Origin of the sequence: Gordonia sp. IITR100, assembly GCF_002009645.1 — a bacterium.
Taxonomy (GTDB): Bacteria; Actinomycetota; Actinomycetes; order Mycobacteriales; family Mycobacteriaceae; genus Gordonia; species Gordonia hongkongensis.
In genome coordinates, this window is sequence record NZ_MVKV01000012.1 from 24,908 (window position 1) to 44,173 (window position 19,266).

The following is a 19,266-nucleotide window of genomic DNA, read 5'->3' on the forward strand; positions in this document are numbered from 1 at the left end:
GGCATCGAAGGGAGGCGCTCGTGATCGGCTTCACCGGAGTCAACTGGGACACCCGCCCGACCGAACAGCTCGCCGCCGACCTCGGCGCCGGTCCCGGGCCCGCGCCGCTGGCGGAAGCTGGCCTGGCCTGGGCCGCTCTCGCCGCGGAGGTCGGGGAAGCCGGTGTCGAGTACGCCGCCGTGCTGGCACGCCTGGGGGCACATTGGCAGTCCGCCCACACCAGTGCGGCTTTCGAGAAGCTGACCCGGCTGGCCCCGTGGTTCGCCGAAGTCGCGACCGAGGCGGCCGAGAATGCCACACGCGCCGAAGCCCAGGCCGCGGCGATCACGGTCGCGCGGTTGAACATGCCCGACCTCGCCGAGGTCGACGTCGTCGAGAAACTGCACGAGATCGCAACCACCGCCACCGCGGTCGCACCGATCATCGCCGGTGCGGCCGCCCATGCCGAGCGTGCGGTCGCGCACCAGCGAATGCGGGCTGCCCGTGTGATGCAGACGTACGAGAATGCCACCGAACCCGTTGCCGCGCCGTGGGAATCGGCGAAACCCGCACCGGGGCTCGTGTCCGGTGACGCGCTCGCCGCCGAGCGGGCGGCGGCGGCCCGCGCGGCCGCCGCGCCACCTCCGACCCCGGCGCCGGCCGCGCCTCTGGGTGCGGCGATGCCCGCGGGCATCGGGGGAGTGTTCCTGCCGCCGCCCGAGAAGCTGAAGTACGCACCGACGATCGTCGCGAGCGGACCATCGCAGGTCCCCGCCACGACGTCCGGCGGCGCTCCGGGGGCGTCGGCCCCCGGCACCGGCCCCGGCGTACCGCCGCCGGTGGCCCCGGGTGTCGCCACGGCGGACCGCGGTTCGGTCGTCCGCACCGTCGGCGCCGACGCCGCCGAACTGGACTCGTCCGACCCTCCGCCCTCGGTGGCGACCGAATCCACGGAACAGACGACCTGGGCCGAGCTGGCCACGTCGGATCGTCCTGCTGCGCATTATGTCTCGGCGCCAGACGGGCACGGAATGCCCGACGTCGATCCGCGCTACCTGTCGGAGACGCTGATGCTCGGCAACCCGGGTGAACGCCGATGATGCCGATCGTGCACGACGCCGGGATGACGTTCGATGCCGCAGTCCTGTGCCGGCTCGGCGAACGTTTCGGAGTCCAGACCTGGCCGGTCGTCCTCGACCTCGGGAACGTTGCCGCGGAGTCCGACACCGGGAATGACTCCGCCAACGTCACTCAAGCCGACCCCGACGCGGTGATCGCGGCGCTCGAACTCGTCGAGCACGGTGAGCCCACACCATGGGCGTCGACGGTGCTACGGGTGCTGGCGCAACCGCAGCGTGAGATCGAGATCCGCTCCTACACTGACGACGCGGTTCGCCGAATCTGTGTGGCGCGCAACGGCCACGACCACGTACTCGTGACGCGGACGGGCCGTCGCGTCGACGTCACGGTCGTCGATGTCGCCGGCGTCGAGGCCCTCGCCGCGGTCGTGCGGGCGCAGTTCGACGCTCTCGAATCCGGTGCGGCGCCAGCTGAATTCACGGCCTTCTCGGCTCCGTCCGACGAGGTCGTCGACCGGCTCGGCCGTTGTCGGGCGGGCACCGAGACGACCGACGCCCTGCACGCGCTCGGCGCCGCACCGGCCGATGCCGTCGTCGTCTCGGCAGGGTTCGCGTCGTGCCGGACCCGCACCGAGGTCGTCGCCTCGATGAACGAGGACGGACGATTCGCTCAATCTTCTGGAGCTGTCGCGATTTTCGACACCGAACGGGGTCGAATCGTGTCCAGTCCCAGCAAGTCCCCGGACGGTCGGGTGTGGACCACCTTCTCGCCGGGAACGGGTCATCGAATCGCACAGGCGGTCAGCCTGTTGATAGAGACCCTGCCCGACGGGAAATGGATGCCATGATCCGCATCGGGGGATTCCGCGGAACAGACCGCCGCGGGAATCAACTGTCAGGGGTATCTGTGTCACGGATACCAACGGGGGCATCGCCAAACGGTGCCGTTACACAGGAGGAGCACTCATGCTGAACTTGCCCGGAGCAGGCGGCGGCGCCGGCGTCACCGTGAACGTCGCGGACGGACAGGCCACCGCAGCCAAGGTCGGCAGTCTCGTCGAGGACATGAAGACTGTCATCAACCAGATCGCCCAGCACGCCGGAAACGCCACACCCACGTGGCAGGGCTCGGCCGGTGTCGCGTTCGACGGCACGCACACCGACTGGAACAAGGCCGCGCTGACCATGAACCAGCTGCTGGAGCAGATCAAGACCCAGCTCACCAACGGCTTCGCCGGCTACGAGGACCAGGACGCGGCTGCCGCGCGCGGACTCAACACCAGCGTCTGACACCGGTCCGCATCCCGAACCTCACGTTCTGCGAAAGGAACCCACCATGAACGGCTCCATCAATTACGACTTCGCCGCTCTCGGCGATCTCAGCGGCGGCCTCCGGGCTGCCTTCACCCGGCTCGAGGACCTGAACTCGCAGCTCAAGGCGCAGGTCGCCGCCCTTGACGGGAACTGGAACTCCCAGCAGGCCAAGGCCGCCTACGTCGACGCGCAGGGTGCCTTCGATCGGATCTTCACCCAGTCCCGTGACTCGCTGACCGCGCTGGAGCAGGGTGTCAGCAACGCCAGCCGCGTCATGCAGGACACCGACGCAGCGATCGGAACGGGTTTCCGCGGTCTCGTCTGACCGCCGACCGATACGTAGCCCGACGTCAGGACGGGGACCCCACGGCCGTGCGCCGGGGTCCCCGTTCGCGTTCGGGCGCGCCGTCTGCCAACGCCCGCGGGAGTCCCGCTTCGTGCGATAGCGTCGACGTCTACAGACCTCGCGGCACCCGTGCCCCGAGGGCGCAGATCTCGACGAGGAGGTAAGCGGTGGCATCTGCCAAGACCGTCGGAGGTGGTCGGGAGCAGTTCACCCGGAACTCCGGCTTCATCTTCGCCGCAATCGGTTCCGCAGTGGGCCTCGGCAACATCTGGCGCTTCCCGGGCGTCGCGTACGAGAGCGGCGGTGGTGCGTTCCTCATCCCGTATCTGGTCGCCCTGCTGACCGCGGGCATTCCCGTGCTGTTCCTCGACTACGCGGTCGGGCACCGCTTCCGCGGCACCGCACCACTGTCGTTCCGACGCATCAAGAAGCCGGTCGAGGCGCTGGGCTGGTTCCAGACCGGTCTGCTGTTCGTCATCGGCGTCTACTACGCGGCGGTCATCGCCTGGGCCGCCAGCTACTTCGTCTTCTCGTTCAACCAGAGCTGGGGCGACGACCCGGCTACCTTCTTCACCCAGGACTACCTCCAGGTCGGTGATCCGGGTGTGTCGACGACCATCGTCGGCGGCGTCGCACTGCCCCTGGTCATCGTGTGGCTCGCGGTGCTGGCCGTCCTGGCCCTCGGTGTCGCCAACGGCATCGAGAAGGTCAACATCATCTTCATCCCGCTTCTGTTCGTCGGGTTCGCGGGTCTGGTCATCCGGGCGATCACCCTGCCCGGTGCCGCTGACGGACTCAACGCCCTCTTCACCCCGCAATGGGCCGCGCTGAAGGACCTCGATGTCTGGATCGCGGCCTACAGCCAGATCTTTTTCTCGCTGTCGATCGCGTTCGGCATCATGATCGCGTATGCCTCGTTCCAGCGACGCCGGGCCAACATGACCAGCTCGGGTCTGGTCGTCGCGTTCGCCAACTCCTCGTTCGAGATCCTCGCCGGCATCGGCGTGTTCTCGGCGCTCGGCTTCCTGGCCTACCAGCAGCAGGTGGCCGTCTCGGATCTCGAGGGTCTGACCGGTCCGATCCTGTCCTTCGTCACGTTCCCGGCCGTCATCTCGGAGATGCCGGGCGCCGCGTTCTTCGGGGCGCTGTTCTTCGGCTCGCTCGTGATCGCGGGCTTCACCTCGCTCATCTCGCTGATGATCGGTGTGTCCGGTGCGCTCCAGGACAAATGGGGCATCAGCCGCACCAAGGCGGCGGTCGGCGTCTCCGGCATCTGTGGTCTGATCTCGATCGCCCTGTTCTCCACGACCTCGGGCCTGATCGCCCTCGACACGGTGGACATGTTCGCCAACAACGTCGGCGTCGTCGCGTCGGCGATCATGATGACGGTCATCCTCATCTGGGTGCTCCGCCGCGGAGACATGCTGCGCCAGCACCTGAACGCCGTCTCGACGTTCAAGGTCGGCAAGATCTGGCTGGCGCTCGTCGGGGTCGTGGCGCCGATCTTCCTCACGATCATGCTGGTGCAGAAGGTGTGGTCGGTCATCGACGAGGGATACGAGGGATACCCGACGTGGTACCTCGGCGTCTTCGGCTGGGGCACGATCGCGCTGGTCGTCGTGGCTGCGGTGCTGCTCACCCTGCCGTCCTGGAAGGGCCGGGATCAACCGGACTTCCTACCGTGGCCACCGCTGGCCGACACCGGCCGCACCTCCGGCCCGTCCACGAAGGAGACCGTCCGATGAGCGGTATCGCCATCGTCATGCTCATCGTGTCGATCACCATCGTGTGGGGTGGGCTCGTCGCGAGCATCGTGTTCCTCCGTCGTCGGCCCGAGGTGGAGGACTTGGCGGAGGATCCGGACCTGGTCCGGGAGGACGCCGACCGCGCGGCCCGGCCCCACCCTTCGCGCGACACCTGAGGCTCGGAGCACCTGCCCCTCGGAACCGCCCGCTCGTTCGGTTAGCCTGGGTCGAACGCATTCGCGCCTGCATCGACGGGCGCCCGACGCGAACGACAAGGGGATCAAGTGACGACTGCTCAGGACGAGCTGAAGGCCGACAGCCGCAACGGAATCGACTACAAGGTGGCCGACCTGTCCCTCGCGGACTTCGGCCGCAAGGAGATCGAGCTCGCCGAGCACGAGATGCCCGGACTCATGGCGCTTCGACGCGAATACGCGGACGTGCTGCCGCTCAAGGGAGCTCGTATCTCCGGCTCGCTGCACATGACCGTGCAGACCGCGGTCCTCATCGAGACCCTCACCGCGCTCGGCGCCGAGGTGCGATGGGCGTCGTGCAACATCTTCTCCACCCAGGATCACGCGGCCGCGGCGATCGTCGTCGGGCCCAACGGCACGCCGGACGAGCCGAAGGGTGTGCCGGTCTTCGCCTGGAAGGGCGAGACCCTGGAGGAGTACTGGTGGGCGGCCGAGGAGATGCTGACCTGGCCCGGTGAACCGGCGAACATGATCCTCGACGACGGCGGGGACGCCACCATGCTGGTGCTCCGCGGTGCCGAGTTCGAGAAGGCCGGCGTGGTCCCGCCCGCGGAGGACGACCACCCCGCCGAGTACAAGGTGTTCCTCGAGCTGCTGCGCAAGCGGTTCGAGACGGACAAGGGCAAGTGGACCGCGATCGCCGAGTCGGTCCAGGGCGTCACCGAGGAGACCACCACCGGTGTGCTGCGGCTGTACCAGTTCGCCGCCGCCGGCGACCTCGCGTTCCCGGCGATCAACGTCAACGACTCGGTCACCAAGTCGAAGTTCGACAACAAGTATGGGACCCGCCACTCGCTGATCGACGGCATCAACCGCGGCACCGATGTCCTCATCGGCGGCAAGAAGGTGCTGATCTGCGGCTACGGCGACGTCGGCAAGGGATGCGCGGAGTCGCTGGCCGGCCAGGGCGCCCGCGTCCAGGTCACCGAGATCGACCCGATCAACGCGCTGCAGGCGCTGATGGACGGCTTCGACGTCGTCACCGTCGAGGACGCGATCGGCAACGCCGACATCGTCATCACCTCGACCGGCAACCTGGGCATCATCACCCTCGAGCACATGCGGGCGATGAAGCACCAGGCGATCCTGGGCAACATCGGCCACTTCGACAACGAGATCGACATGGCCGGCCTCGAGCGGTCGGGTGCCAAGCGCATCACCGTCAAGCCGCAGGTCGACCAGTGGATCTTCGAGAACGGCAAGTCGATCATCGTGCTCTCCGAAGGCCGTCTGCTCAACCTCGGCAACGCGACCGGTCACCCCTCGTTCGTCATGAGCAACAGCTTCTCGAACCAGGTCATCGCGCAGATCGAACTGTGGACGAAGAACGACGAGTACGACAACGAGGTCTACCGCCTGCCCAAGCACCTCGACGAGAAGGTGGCCCGCATCCACGTGGAGGCGCTCGGCGGCAAGCTCACCAAGCTCACCAAGGAGCAGGCCGAGTACATCAACGTCGATGTCGAGGGGCCGTACAAGCCCGAGCACTACCGCTACTGATCGATCGGCATAGAAAAGGAGCCCCACCTCGGTGGGGCTCCTTTTCTATGACCGGGGGTTCGAAAGCCGGGTTCCCGAAGTCAGGTTCCGATGTCGGGTTCGGCGTCGGGGCAGTAGATCCACGAACCCTCCTCCTTGAGGAAGCGCTCGTTCGACTTCTCCGATGCCGTTCTCTCCGTGCCCTTCTCGAGGTGGGACACGACCTCGGACTGGGCGACGTCGCCGTCGAAGACCGTGTCGAGGAAGCCGTCGAGAACGATGTCTCCGCCGTCGGCAGGGGGTACGCCGGTGATCCGGTCTCGGGACTGGGTGCACACCGCGGCGCGCATGCGCGCGACGTCGCGCTCGTTGCGGGCGGTGATGTAGGCGAGCAACGCCGCCCGGATCTCGGAAAGGGCGGTGTAGTCGGTCGATCCCGGCTCCGACCCGCTCTCACTCGGCGGCGGGTCGTCGGAGGCGGAGGTCGGGCCCGATGTCGCGCTCGACGAACCGGCGACCACGGTGTCGTCCGACGACGATCTGGTCACCACCACCGTGAGCACCAGGGCTATCACCGCGACGATCGCGACGCCGCCGAGCACCCAGGCGACGATCACCCCGGTGTTGCCACGCGGCGGCGGGCCGGGCGGGCCTCCGAAGCCGGGAGTCCCGGACGCGGAGGGACCGTACTGTCCCGGGGCGAACGGGGGGCGGCCGTACGGGGCGGGCGGAGGGCCGTATCCCCCCGGGCGATGCGGACCGGGCACTGGTTGCCGACCCGGGCCGTACTGCTGACCGGGACCCTGTTGACCGGGGCCCTGCCTGCCGGGACCCGGCGGGCCCGAACCCTGAGGACCCGGGCCCGGCCGGCCGGGGCCCGGCGGACCGTACGGCGGCGGTCCACCACCTGGTGGCGGTGGCTGATAGGTCATGAAACGCCCTTCAGAATCGGTGGTTCAAGGCTATCGAAAGGGCGCCGCGAGGTCATCGGACGCGTCATTCGGTCGGTGCTGTCCGGTCGGTACGGAGGTCGTCGGCCAGGCCCGCGACATCCTCGCCGTCGAACAGGTACCAGGGCGACATCCAGCCGTCCCCCGCGAGTTCGCGATAGACGGCGTCGACCCGGCGCTGCAGGGCGTCGTCGCGTTCGTAGGCGTCCCGGGCTCGCGCCGCGTCCTGGTCGGCGCGCGACGCAGCACGCTGCATCGCGACCTCCGGTGGCACCCCGAGCAGGACATGGCGATCGGGGACCGGCATGTCGAATCGGCCGAACTCCAGGTCGACGACCCACCGCACCATCTCACCGCCGGCGCCCTGCTCCAGACGTGCGGCGTTGTAGGCGGCGTTGGACGCGACATAGCGGTCCAGGATCACGATGTCGTGGGCTTCGGTGGCGGCGTGGATGTCCCCGACCGCTCCGGCCCGGTCGAGCGCGAACAGCAGTGCCATCGCGTAGACGCTGTCGCGTAGGTCACCGTGCGAACCGTGGAGCGCTTCGGCCGCGATGTCGGCGGTCGCCGACCGGCCGTAGCGGGGGAAGGTGAACGTCGCGACCCGGAGTCCGACCGCTGACCATCGGTCGATCAGACCGGTGACCAGGGTGTTCTTGCCGGCGCCGTCGAGTCCTTCCACGGCAATCAATTGACCCACGCGGGGGAGTCTAGGTGGACGGAACCAATCGGGTCAGAACGTCCGTCCCGGCGCGTCGATCACCACGGTTTCATCACGGTGATGTCACCATTGACAACATGAAGCCCCGCATCCTCGTCGTCGACGACGACGCCGCACTCGCCGAGATGCTGACGATCGTGTTGCGCGGCGAGGGTTTCGAGCCCTTCGTGGTGGGCGACGGCACACAGGCTCTGACCGCGGTCCGGGAGATCCGTCCCGATCTGGTGCTTCTCGACCTCATGCTGCCCGGCATGAACGGCATCGACGTCTGCCGTGTGCTGCGTGCCGATTCGGGTGTGCCCATCGTGATGCTGACGGCGAAGTCCGACACCGTCGATGTGGTGCTGGGCCTGGAATCCGGCGCCGATGACTACATGGTCAAACCGTTCAAGCCGAAGGAGCTGGTCGCCCGGGTGCGTGCGCGCCTGCGCCGGACCGACGAGGAACCGGCCGAGCTGCTGTCGATCGGCCCGGTGGAGATCGATGTGCCCGCGCACAAGGTCACCCGCGACGGCGTGCCGATCTCGCTGACCCCGCTCGAGTTCGACCTGCTGGTCGCGCTCGCGCGCAAGCCCCGTCAGGTGTTCACCCGCGACGTCCTCCTCGAACAGGTGTGGGGATACCGGCATCCGGCGGACACTAGACTCGTCAACGTGCATGTCCAGCGGTTACGCGCGAAGGTCGAAACCGACCCGGAGAATCCCGAGGTCGTCCTGACGGTGAGGGGGGTCGGCTACAAGGCCGGCCCGCCGTGATCGGTCGATCTCGACGACGGGTCAACAGCACTCTCGGACGCTTCACCCGCACCGCCGGCGCTGTCGGACGTGCCTTCGGGCACATCTGGCGGCGCTCGCTGCAGTTGCGGGTCGTGGTGTCCACGTTGGTGCTGTCGGTCGTCGTTCTCCTCATTCTCGGCTTCGTCCTCGTCACCCAGATCACCGACCGGTTGCTCGACGTCAAGCTGGCGGCGGCGACCGAGGAGATCGATCGCGCCCGCATCTCGGTGGAGCGCGATCTGTCGAGCGGCGCGGGCAACATGTCCGTCCAGAACCGTTTGCGTCAGACGCGGTCCCTGCTCACCGACCGGGACGCCGACACCGGGCAGGCGTCAGGTGCCGTCGGTGCCTTCGACACCGTCCTGCTGGTGCCGGGCGGGTCCGACAACGGGGTCGCGAGCGGCGTCGGGCCGACGGCCGAGGTGCCGTCGAACCTGCGGGACATGGTCCGCGGCGGTCAGGTGGCATACCAGTACACCCAGGTCCCCGACGGGACGGGGGGTCGGGCGCCGGCGCTGATCGTCGGCAGTCCCACGAACGCCTCGGTGCCCGGCCTCGAGTTGTACCTGGTGTTCCCGCTGACGGCGGAACAGAACACGCTCGACCTCGTCCGCGGCACGCTGCTGACGGGCAGCATCGTGCTACTCGGTCTGCTGGCCGCGATCGCGTGGCTCGTGTCGCGTCAGGTCGTCATCCCGGTGCGGTCGGCGTCGCGGATCGCGGTGCGGTTCGCCGACGGCCGGCTGAAGGAGCGAATGCCGGTCCGCGGTGAGGACGACATGGCCCGGCTCGCGATGTCCTTCAACGACATGGCCGAGAGCCTGTCCAAGCAGATCACCCATCTCGAGGAGTTCGGCGGACTGCAGCGGCAGTTCACCTCCGACGTCAGCCACGAACTGCGCACACCGCTGACCACCGTGCGGATGGCCTCCGACGTGCTCTACGAGGGCCGCGAGGATCTCGACCCGGTCCGCAAGCGGTCGGTGGAATTGCTGGACAAGGAACTCGACCGCTTCGAGACGTTGCTCAACGAGCTCCTGGAGATCTCGCGTCACGACGCCGGCATGGCCGAACTGGCCGCCGAGCGGATGGACATGGCCATCCCGATCGACGGTGCCCTGGCCACCGTCGGTCACCTCGCCGAGGAGACCGGCACCGAGCTCGTCCTCGATCTCCCGGCCGAACCCGTCCTGGCCGAGATCGATCCGCGTCGCGTCGAACGCATCCTGCGGAACCTGCTCGCCAACGCCATCGATCACGGCGAACGGAAACCGGTGACGCTCACCATGCGTTCGGATGGTGACGCGGTGGCCATCACCGTGCGCGATCAGGGCATCGGACTGCGGCCGGGGGAGGAGAAGCTGGTGTTCAACCGGTTCTGGCGATCCGACCCGTCGCGATTCCGGCGTTCGGGCGGTACCGGCCTCGGCCTGGCCATCAGCATCGAGGACGCCCGCCTGCACCAGGGGCGCCTCGAGGCGTGGGGTGAACCGGGCAAGGGCGCGTGCTTCCGGTTGACGTTGCCGCTCGTGCGCGGGCACAAGGTCCTCGGTTCGCCGCTGCCCCTGAAGTCGGTGGGCACCCTGCAGCGCACATCCGCGCCCAGGACGGGTGGGCGCGCCGCGGGCCCGGGAGCGGGTGCCGAATGATGCGGTCATCCCGGTCCGGCCGCGCCGTCCTGGCGCTGGCGCTCGGCATCGCGGCGCTGCTGCTGGTCACCGCGTGCGGGGCGATCCCCAACGACTCGTCTCCCCAGCCGATCAAATCGTTCGAACGGGAGGGCGCGACCAACGCCGTCCCGGTGCCCCAGGCCGACATGGATCCCGAGGCCCTGGTGCGGGCCTTCCTGAAGTCCACCGTCGATCCCGACTCGGCGCACCGCTCGGCGCGCGCCTTCCTGACCTCGGTCGCCTCGCAGCAGTGGGACGACCGCGGCGATGCGCTGATCGTCGACGAGATCAACACCTTCGTCGACCAGCGCAACGAGGACTCGGTGCGGATGCGGCTCATCGGCGACAACGTCGGGACCCTCAAGTCCGACGGTCAGCTGCTGCCGGCCTCGGGACGGGTCGAGACCAGCATCAGCCTCACCCGCTCGGGAGACCAGTGGCGCATCGACGGGCCCCTGCCGAACGGCACGATGATCGACCGGGACCAGTTCGACAGCACCTACCGGCCGGTCTCGCTGTACTACAGCGACCGCACCGGGCGCCGGCTCGTCCCCGACCCGCGCTGGCTCTACGCGGGACAGGCGACCGACCCGACCGTGCTGGTGAACCGGTTGATCGCGGGACCCGCGTCGGACCTCGCGGCGGCAGTGGACAGCGGCTTCCCCAACGGAGCCGCGCTGCGGGGTCCGGTCGTCGGCCTCGCCGGGGGCGGCGTGCGTGTGGATCTCGACGGCATCGGGAGCGCCCCCGCGCGGGATCGCAACCTGCTGGCGGCGCAGATCATCTGGACGCTCGACGGCGCCGACATATCCGGGCCCTACGTCATCGACGCCGACGGCGCGCCGCTGGCCGCCGAACGCGCCTCCGGATGGCAGACCACCGACGTGCGGGCCTTCGATCCGAACTCTGTGACGACCACCGATGTCGGGCTCAACATCGTCACGGGCGGCGCGTTGCGAGCGGTGACCGACACCGCGACCGTGCCGGTGCAGGGGCCGCTCGGGTCGGCGCGCGATCTGCGGTCGGCGACCATCTCCGACAACGGGGCGCGGGTGGCCGCGGTCCGGAGTCTGTCCGGACCCGAGCGCAGGCTCGAACTGGTGATCGGCGACTACGGCGGCGACGTCGGACCGATCGTCGGCGGGTCGTCGATCACCCGGCCGTCGTTCGGCTCCGACGAGAACACCGTGTGGGTCGTCGTCGACGGCAAACCGATCCAATGGCAACGCGACGACGACGGCACCGCCACCGTGCCCGTCGAGGCTTCGGCGATTCCTACGGTCGCGCGAGGCGCGATCACCGAGATGCAGGTGGCCCCGGACGGTGTGCGCACCGCACTGGTGGTCGGCGGACAGATCGTCTTCGCGGTGCTGTCGACCAACACCGAGGGCCAGGTGTCGCTGACCAGCCCGCGGATCGCGGCCTACAACATCGGCAACCGCGCGGTCTCGGTGGACTGGGCGTCGCCGACGACGCTGATGATCGCGCGCGAGGCACCCGAGTCGCCGGTCGTGCAACTGTCGATCGACGGCACCCCGGCGGTCGGCCTGCTGAGCGGCAACGTGTCACCGCCGGTGCGGGCGGTGGTCGCCAACGCCTCGACGATCTACGTGGGCGATCAGCGCGGTGTGCTGCGACTCGGCAGCAGCAACGGCCAACCCGACCAGTACTGGACCGAGGTCGAGCCGGCGATGATCGAGGGCGCGATCCCGGTCCTGCCCTGAAATCCGAGCCGCTACCGTCAGGCAGCTGCGAGCACGACGACCGCCGCGACGTCGACGCCGGTCTCGGCGAGCACGCGCACCGATTCGGTCACGGTCGCGCCGGTCGTCAGCACGTCGTCGACCAGGATCGCGCTCGCCCCGGGGGCCGGGACGGCGCCGGAGCGCAGCCGGACGGCGCCGCGTAGATTCCGGGCGCGGGCCCGGGCGTCGAGTCCGGCGGAGTCCCGTGCCGTCGCCGACGTCACCAGCAGCGGTGCGACCCGTACCCGTCGGCCCAGTGCGGGCGCCGCGTTCGCCGCCACCGCCGTGACGGGGTCCCCGCCGCGCCGCCGCGCCGTCATCCGGCGGGTCGGTGCCGGGATCAGCAGCATCCGTTCGGCGTCGGGGAGCTCACCCCACCGGGCCAGCACGCGGACACCGAGCGCGAGAGCGGTGCCGAGGGGCCGGGCGAGATCGCGACGGTCGTGTTCCTTGAGCGCGATGATCGCCTGCCGATGCGGACCGCGGTACCGGCCCAGCGCCCAGACCGGGACGCCGGGCGCGACCCGCGGGTGGGCCGCGATCGGGGCGTCGGACAACGCGCGCTCGCATCGTCGGCACCACCGGGTACCCGGTCGACCGCACCCGCCGCAGACCATCGGGAACATCAGATCGGTTCCCGCCTCGAAGACCTGCCGGCGCCACGTCACGCGCCGACGGTAGTGCACCTCGCACAGGTGTGCGGGGCGGTGGGCGAGGCTGTGCACAACCGGGGCACGGGTGCTCGCGGGAGGATCTCGTGCCCGTTCGTCCCGACATGCCGACGCCGCGCCGCAAAACGTGGCCGATACCGGAACTTGCGGCTACGGTCGGGGGTACAGCAGGTTGCCGGAGGCCGTCGAGGTGTGCCGGCCACGACCGCTTTTGCCGGGAGGTGATGCCCCTGTCTTTGAGTGTCAGCTGTCAGCTGACATGGACACATCCTCGGTGCCGTTCGAATCGCCAGTGCGACAACAGATCACGGCGATTCAACCGGCTTCGGGACAATTCAGGAGGTAGTTGAATGTCCACAGTCATCCACCGCAAAGGCCAGCGCGAACCGAAGACCGCCGACCCACGGCCGACCGTGGAGGAGGGTCCCGTGCCCGACCGCCGATCAACCGAGAACGATTCCTACGATCCGGAGTTCGCCTTCGTCCGCCCACCGGGAACGGTGGACGCCGACGAGCCGGCCGAACCCACCGCGAAGGTCGTGTTCAGCGGCCGCAACGTCGAGATCCCCGACCACTACCGCATCTACGTCGGCGACAAACTCGCTCGTCTCGAGCGATTCGATCCGACCATCTACCGATTCGACGTCGAGCTGAACCACGAGCGCAACCGGAGACAGTCCAAGGTCTGTCAACAGGTGGAGATCACCGCGACGGGCAAGGGGCCGATCGTCCGGGCGCAGGCCTGCGGCGAGAACTTCTACGCCGCCCTCGAACACGCGCTCGACAAGGTCGAGTCCCGGCTGCGCCGCGTCAAGGACCGCCGCCGCGTCCATCACGGCAACCGTCGGCCGCTCTCGGTCGCCGAAGCCACCGAGATCGGTGCGCCGCCCCTCCGCGACAACCAGCTCTCCGTGGACGGTTTCGTCGGTGATTCGAACTCGACGGCGGCCGACTCCGCCGAACAGTGGGACGACGGCGTGGAGGAATACACACCCGGTCAGATCGTCCGCGTGAAGGAGCACACGGCCGTGCCGATGACCGTCGACGACGCGCTCTACGAGATGGAACTGGTCGGCCACGACTTCTTCCTGTTCCACGACAAGGAGACCGACAAGGCGTCCGTCGTCTATCGCCGGCACGCCTTCGACTACGGGCTCATCAGGTTGACCTGACGCCCGAGCGGGCCCCGCAGGCGGTCATCCGGTCGATGTCCGACGATCCGATCAGGGTCTGCTCAGCTCACCTCGGTACCATGGGATCCGGTCTGTGCGTTCGCGCGGGCCGGATTCCGTGTGTTTTCTACAGGTGAGGGACTCGATCCACGGTGCTGAACAAGCTGTTGCGTGTCGGCGAAGGCCGCATGGTCAAGCGACTCGATGCGATCGCATCGCACGTCGAGACGCTGTCCGATGACGTCGAGGCGTTGACCGACGCCGAGTTGCGTGCCAAGACAGACGAGTTCAGAGAGCGCATCGCCGACGGGGCGTCGCTCGACGAGCTGCTGCCCGAGGCCTTCGCGGTCGCCCGCGAGGCGGCGTGGCGAGTGCTCGACCAGAAGCACTTCCACGTGCAGATCATGGGCGGGGCGGCGCTGCACTACGGGAACATCGCCGAGATGAAGACCGGTGAGGGCAAGACGCTCACCTGTGTGCTCCCGGCCTACCTCAACGCGCTCTCCGGCGACGGCGTGCACGTGGTCACCGTCAACGACTACCTGGCCAAGCGCGACTCCGAGTGGATGGGCCGCGTGCACCGGTTCCTCGGTCTCGACACCGCCGTCATCCTCACCGGCATGAGCTCGGCCGCGCGGCGCGAGGCCTACGCCGCCGACATCACCTACGGCACGAACAACGAATTCGGCTTCGACTACCTGCGCGACAACATGGCGCACTCGCTCGAGGACCTCGTCCAGCGCGGCCACTCGTACGCGATCGTCGACGAGGTCGACTCGATCCTCGTCGACGAGGCCCGTACCCCGTTGATCATCTCCGGCCCCGCCGAGGGGTCGAGCAAGTGGTACACCGAGTTCGCGCGGATCGCCCCGCTGCTCGAGCGCGACGTGCACTACGAGGTCGACATCAAGAAGAAGACCGTCGGTGTCCACGAGGCCGGCGTCGAGTTCGTCGAGGACCGCCTCGGCATCGACAACCTCTACGAGGCCGCCAACTCGCCCCTGGTCAGCTACCTGAACAACGCGATCAAGGTCAAGGAGCTGTTCCAGCGCGACAAGGACTACATCGTCCGCAACGGCAACGTCATGATCGTCGACGAGTTCACCGGCCGCGTGCTCGACGGGCGTCGCTTCAACGAGGGCCTGCACCAGGCCATCGAGGCGAAAGAGGGCGTCGAGATCAAGGCCGAGAACCAGACGCTCGCCACGATCACACTGCAGAACTACTTCCGCCTCTACGAGAAGCTGTCCGGGATGACCGGTACCGCCGAGACCGAGGCCGCCGAGTTCGACCAGATCTACAAGCTCGGGGTGCTGCCGATCCCGACCAACAAGCCGATGATCCGCAAGGACCAGGGTGACCTGATCTACAAGACCGAGGAGGCGAAGTTCGCCGCGGTCGTCGACGACGTCACCGAGCGCCATGCGACGGGTCAGCCTGTCCTGATCGGTACGACCAGCGTCGAGCGTTCGGAATACCTCTCCCGCCAGCTCAAGAAGCGCGAGATCCCGCACAGCGTCCTGAATGCGAAGTTCCACGAGCAGGAAGCGCAGATCATCGCCGAGGCGGGTCGGCTCGGCGCGGTCACCGTGGCCACCAACATGGCCGGTCGCGGTACCGACGTCGTGCTCGGCGGCAACCCCGACATCATCGCCGACACCCGGCTTCGCAAGGCCGGTCTCGACCCGGTGCAGACCCCCGACGAGTACGAGGCCGCGTGGGACGAGGCCATCGAGGTCGCCCGCACCGACGCCGCGAAGGAGGCCGAGGAGGTCCGCGCGGCCGGCGGTCTGTACGTGCTGGGCACCGAACGCCACGAGTCACGCCGTATCGACAACCAGCTGCGCGGCCGTTCCGGCCGCCAGGGCGACCCGGGTGAGTCGCGGTTCTACCTGTCGGTCGCCGACGAGCTCATGCGTCGATTCAACGGCGGTGCGCTCGAGGCGATCATGAACCGGCTGCCCGACGACGTCCCCATCGAGGCGAAGATGGTGACCAAGGCGATCCGCAGCGCGCAGACGCAGGTCGAGCAGCAGAACTTCGAGATGCGCAAGAACGTGCTCAAGTACGACGAGGTGATGAACGAGCAGCGCAAGGTCATCTACGCCGAGCGCCGCACCATCCTCGAGGGCGAGGATCACCACGAGCAGGTCAAGCAGATGGTCGACGACGTCGTCGGGGCCTACGTCGACGGTGCGACCGCCGAGGGTTACGCCGAGGACTGGGATCTCGACGAGCTGTGGACCGCACTGCGTGCGCTGTACCCGATCGAGCTCGATCCGAAGGATGTCGTCGGTGAGTCCGAATACGGTGAGCGCGATGACATCTCGGCCGACGAGCTGCGCGAGAAGCTCGTCGCCGACGCGCGCGCCGCGTACGACACCCGTGAGAAGCAGATCGACGCGATCGCCGGCGAGGGCGCGATGCGACAGCTCGAACGGAGCGTGTTGCTGAGCGTGCTCGACCGCAAGTGGCGCGACCACCTGTACGAGATGGACTACCTGCGCGAGGGCATCCACCTGCGTTCGATGGCCCAGCGAGACCCGGTCGTCGAGTACCAGCGCGAGGGCTTCGACATGTTCCACGGCATGCTCGAGGGCTTGAAGGAAGAGACGCTGAGTATCCTGTTCAACGCGCAGGTGCAGACACAGCAGCCGGCGGCCGAGCAACCGCTCCCGAGTGCTGCCGACCTGCGCGCGGCCGTGGGCGCGGGTGCCCCGGCACCGGTGCCCGCTCCCGCTCCGGCCGCCGACTCCGGTGCTCAGGCCCCGGCCGCCCTGCGGGCCCCGACTCAGTCGGCGGACGCGGCGGTCACATACTCGGGCCCGGGCGAGGGCGGCGGTACGGTCGTGCACTCCGAGGAGGAGGAGCTCTCGGGCGCCGCGGAATCCGCCAGCCGTCGCGAGCGCCGCGCCGCGGCCCGCGCCACCACCAAGGGGTCCCGGCCGAAGCCGCCGAAGTCCAAGAAGCAGCGCCGCTGACCGGCGCCCCAAGCGGGTGCCGCCACCAGCAGTGACCGCCGACGGTCGGTCCCGGAGATGTCCGGGACCGACCGTCGACGTTTTTCTCGGATTCGATGGAACCGGGACGCCGCCCCGTGCGTCCAAATCCCATGCGTCCACTCCTGGCGGGTCCTGAACTCGCACCCACGAGCACGTCGCGGCCGCACGGATCGCGGCCGTCGCAGCAGACACCGCGGGTCCGGGTTCGTCCGGCGCCGCCGTACGAGCCCGCCGGTCCGGTGGTGGCAGCACCGCACGGCCTCGCGACTCCGACGGCCATCCGGCCGTTCCCGGGGTCGGCTCCGGGTGCCGGTTCGGCGCGCAAGACCGCGGTCGCCGCGGCCGAGGCCCGCCGCTTCACCGTTGCGGTGTCCCGGCTGCTGTTCGAGGTGGTCGATCGGCGTCGCTCGGTCGCGCACCTCGGCGACGTCGTGTCGCCGGCGATCGCCGACCAGGTCGCAGCCCTCGTCCGGCACGACGCCTTTCGGATTCCGGAGCCGACCGGAACCGGGACGCCAGGGACCGCATCGACGCCGGCGGCGACGCAGATGTCGACCGGGAACGTGCTGCGGCGCGTGCACGTCCAGGTGTGCGATCCCAGCGCCGCAGAGGTGTTCGGCTCGTACGAGGGAGGTGGGCGGACCCGGGCGTTCGCGGGCCGCATCGAGCGCAAGCCGATCCGGGTCCGTGGCGCCGCGGACCCGGGCCGGCGATCGTTGGGTCGAGTGGAATACCGGTGGCAGCTGGTGGCCCTCGAGTTCGGCTGACGGATAGCTCCTGCGCAGACCACGGAAATCCGCGTCGGCGGTTACGATCGGCGTCGTGGTCACCCGTCTGTCGCCCCGCGACGCGATGTACTACTTCCTCGACGATTCGCGGTCCACGACCCACCTCGGGGCGTTGCTGATCGTCGATCCCGCGGCCGCGCAGGCGACCTCGGAGAACGCCGAACCGGGCGACACCGGATCCGAAGCGTCCGATGCGGCCAGGCGAGCGTCCCGGCAGTCGACGCTCGACTACGCGGGTCTGGTGTCGCTGGTCGAGAACCGCCTTCAACTCATCCCGCGGTATCGCCAGGTCGTCCGCGAGGTGACGCTCGGGCTCGCGCGCCCGGTCTGGGTCGACGACCCCGACTTCGACATCAACTTCCACATCCGTCGCGCGGGTCTGCCGCGGCCCGGTGGAGCCGTCGACGTCGACGAACTCGTCGCCCGGGTGATGTCGCGGCCGCTCGACCGCACGCGACCGCTCTGGGAGATGTATCTCATCGAGGGTCTCGCCGACGGCCGACTCGCGATCCTGACCAAGTCGCACCGATGCCTCATCGATGATGCGGGCAGCCGGGAGATCAGTGAGGTCATCTGCGACGACACCGAGACAGCGGAACTGCTGCCGGAGGAGTTGTGGATGCCGGGCAGGCCGCCGGGCGGCACCCATCTCGTCGCCGGTGCCCTCGCCGAGGCGCTCGCGCGTCCGGGCGACCTCGTGGACACGGTGCTCCACGGCAACGGAATCGTGTCCGAGATGCGGTCCGCCGTCGGCACGACCGTGCGGCGCGTGGGGGACGTGGTGTCGCAGCTGACCGACTCGGCGCCACGCAGTCCGTTGAACAACGCGGGTACCACCACCCGGTCCTTCACCACCGTCGCGCTGCCGCGACGGGGCTGCGCAAAGGTCGCCGAGCATCACGGTTGCACCATCAACGACGTCGAGCTGGCCATCATCTCCGGGGTCATGCGCAAGTGGATGCTGTCGTTCGATCCGGCCGAGGTCCCTGCCGACACCGTGCGGGTCGTCGTGCCGCTGTCGGCACGCGACCCGGGTGTCGAGCGCGCGGCCGAGCCGGAACCCGGGTGGATCGGGGTCGGCAAACCGAGTTTCGTCACCGATCTGCCGGTGGGGGAGAGCAGTCCGGCCGTTCGGCTGGCGCAGGTGGCCGGTCTGGCCGACCGATATGCGCAGTCGCCGCGCCGGATGACTCTCGGTCCCAGCCCGCTCTTCCCCGAACTGGGTGTGGTGCCGTTCCCGGAGATCAGCTCTCGGGCGTTCCGGTCGCTGAACAGCCGTGCCTACAACGTGCCGGTGGCGATGAGCACGTCGCCGGTGCCGGACCGTTTCGTCCTCGGCGCACCGGTGCGCCAGGTCTTCTCGATTCCCACCCTCGTGTCGCAGCGTGCGCTGGCGATCAGCGTGGTCGAGTACCGTGACCATCTGCACTTCGCCTTCGTCGCCGACCGCGGGGTCATCGCCGATCTGCCCGCGATGGCCGACTACGTCTTCGAGTCCCACGAAGAGCTGACCCAGAAGAGCTGACCAGATGAGCTGACCCAGCCCCACCGCTGGCCGAACGGGAGTAGTTGACG

The 19,266-nt window shown here is 68.8% G+C and carries 17 protein-coding genes; 14 read left to right on the forward strand and 3 right to left on the reverse strand.

The annotated features are described in order from the left end of the window. The first annotated feature begins 20 nt into the window (after window positions 1-20). From B1818_RS16285 to ahcY, 7 genes are all read left to right on the forward strand, one after another. On the forward strand, window positions 21-1,079 hold the full coding sequence (locus B1818_RS16285; protein ID WP_078113321.1) for a PPE domain-containing protein: 1,059 nt from the start codon (window positions 21-23) through the stop codon (window positions 1,077-1,079). Beyond that, entirely contained in the window at window positions 1,076-1,906 is an 831-nt protein-coding gene (locus B1818_RS16290) for an ESX secretion-associated protein EspG (protein WP_078113322.1), read from the forward strand. Before B1818_RS16285 ends, B1818_RS16290 begins: the two co-directional genes overlap by 4 nt. 118 nt (window positions 1,907-2,024) lie before the next feature. Further along, window positions 2,025-2,348: a WXG100 family type VII secretion target gene (locus B1818_RS16295; protein WP_065631840.1), complete on the forward strand. Its 324-nt coding sequence runs from the start codon at window positions 2,025-2,027 to the stop codon at window positions 2,346-2,348. A gap of 46 nt (window positions 2,349-2,394) precedes the next feature. After that, a complete protein-coding gene (locus B1818_RS16300) occupies window positions 2,395-2,697 on the forward strand; it encodes a WXG100 family type VII secretion target (RefSeq protein ID WP_058251950.1) in 303 nt (100 codons plus the stop codon). Between the two features lie 188 nt (window positions 2,698-2,885). After that, window positions 2,886-4,463 (forward strand): sodium-dependent transporter, encoded by a 1,578-nt coding sequence (locus tag B1818_RS16305; protein ID WP_058251949.1) that lies wholly within the window; start codon window positions 2,886-2,888, stop codon window positions 4,461-4,463. Continuing rightward, entirely contained in the window at window positions 4,460-4,639 is a 180-nt protein-coding gene (locus tag B1818_RS16310; RefSeq protein ID WP_058251948.1) for a methionine/alanine import family NSS transporter small subunit, read from the forward strand. Before B1818_RS16305 ends, B1818_RS16310 begins: the two co-directional genes overlap by 4 nt. Before the next feature lie 108 nt (window positions 4,640-4,747). Then, on the forward strand, window positions 4,748-6,217 hold the full coding sequence (gene ahcY / locus B1818_RS16315; protein ID WP_058251947.1) for an adenosylhomocysteinase: 1,470 nt from the start codon (window positions 4,748-4,750) through the stop codon (window positions 6,215-6,217). An 80-nt stretch (window positions 6,218-6,297) separates the two neighbouring features. Here ahcY and B1818_RS24485 read toward each other — a convergent pair whose 3' ends face one another. Both B1818_RS24485 and B1818_RS16325 read right to left on the reverse strand, forming a co-directional pair. Then, window positions 6,298-6,813, reverse strand: coding sequence for a hypothetical protein (locus tag B1818_RS24485; protein WP_139363035.1), 516 nt, complete (start codon window positions 6,811-6,813; stop codon window positions 6,298-6,300). A 379-nt stretch (window positions 6,814-7,192) separates the two neighbouring features. Continuing rightward, on the reverse strand, window positions 7,193-7,846 hold the full coding sequence (locus B1818_RS16325) for a dTMP kinase (RefSeq protein ID WP_078113324.1): 654 nt from the start codon (window positions 7,844-7,846) through the stop codon (window positions 7,193-7,195). Between the two features lie 89 nt (window positions 7,847-7,935). On the opposite strand from B1818_RS16325, the gene mtrA reads away from it, so the two are divergent. The 3 genes from mtrA to lpqB are packed head-to-tail and all read left to right on the forward strand — an operon-like array spanning window position 7,936 to window position 12,037. Next, window positions 7,936-8,622 (forward strand): MtrAB system response regulator MtrA, encoded by a 687-nt coding sequence (mtrA, locus tag B1818_RS16330; protein ID WP_091344371.1) that lies wholly within the window; start codon window positions 7,936-7,938, stop codon window positions 8,620-8,622. Next, window positions 8,619-10,292, forward strand: a complete 1,674-nt coding sequence (gene mtrB / locus B1818_RS16335; protein WP_058251944.1) for an MtrAB system histidine kinase MtrB — start codon at window positions 8,619-8,621, stop codon at window positions 10,290-10,292. The genes mtrA and mtrB overlap by 4 nt, the downstream gene beginning before the upstream one ends. Further along, a complete protein-coding gene (lpqB, locus tag B1818_RS16340) occupies window positions 10,289-12,037 on the forward strand; it encodes an MtrAB system accessory lipoprotein LpqB (protein WP_078113325.1) in 1,749 nt (582 codons plus the stop codon). Before mtrB ends, lpqB begins: the two co-directional genes overlap by 4 nt. Window positions 12,038-12,054: 17 nt before the next feature. On the opposite strand, the gene B1818_RS16345 is transcribed toward lpqB, so the two are convergent. Further along, a complete protein-coding gene (locus B1818_RS16345; RefSeq protein WP_139363039.1) occupies window positions 12,055-12,684 on the reverse strand; it encodes a ComF family protein in 630 nt (209 codons plus the stop codon). Between the two features lie 395 nt (window positions 12,685-13,079). On the opposite strand from B1818_RS16345, the gene raiA reads away from it, so the two are divergent. The 4 genes from raiA to B1818_RS16365 all read left to right on the forward strand — a co-directional run bounded on the left by raiA (window position 13,080) and on the right by B1818_RS16365 (window position 19,216). After that, complete coding sequence (gene raiA, locus B1818_RS16350; protein WP_078113326.1) at window positions 13,080-13,901, forward strand: ribosome-associated translation inhibitor RaiA; 822 nt, start codon at window positions 13,080-13,082, stop codon at window positions 13,899-13,901. A gap of 152 nt (window positions 13,902-14,053) precedes the next feature. Beyond that, the gene (gene secA / locus B1818_RS16355) at window positions 14,054-16,882 is read left to right on the forward strand and encodes a preprotein translocase subunit SecA (RefSeq protein ID WP_068970072.1); all 2,829 of its coding nucleotides are present in this window, start codon (window positions 14,054-14,056) and stop codon (window positions 16,880-16,882) included. Window positions 16,883-17,145: 263 nt separating this feature from the next. Next, on the forward strand, window positions 17,146-17,670 hold the full coding sequence (locus B1818_RS16360) for an Rv3235 family protein (RefSeq protein WP_307814767.1): 525 nt from the start codon (window positions 17,146-17,148) through the stop codon (window positions 17,668-17,670). Window positions 17,671-17,725: 55 nt separating this feature from the next. Further along, window positions 17,726-19,216: a wax ester/triacylglycerol synthase domain-containing protein gene (locus B1818_RS16365; RefSeq protein ID WP_078113328.1), complete on the forward strand. Its 1,491-nt coding sequence runs from the start codon at window positions 17,726-17,728 to the stop codon at window positions 19,214-19,216. The last annotated feature ends 50 nt before the right edge of the window (window positions 19,217-19,266 follow it).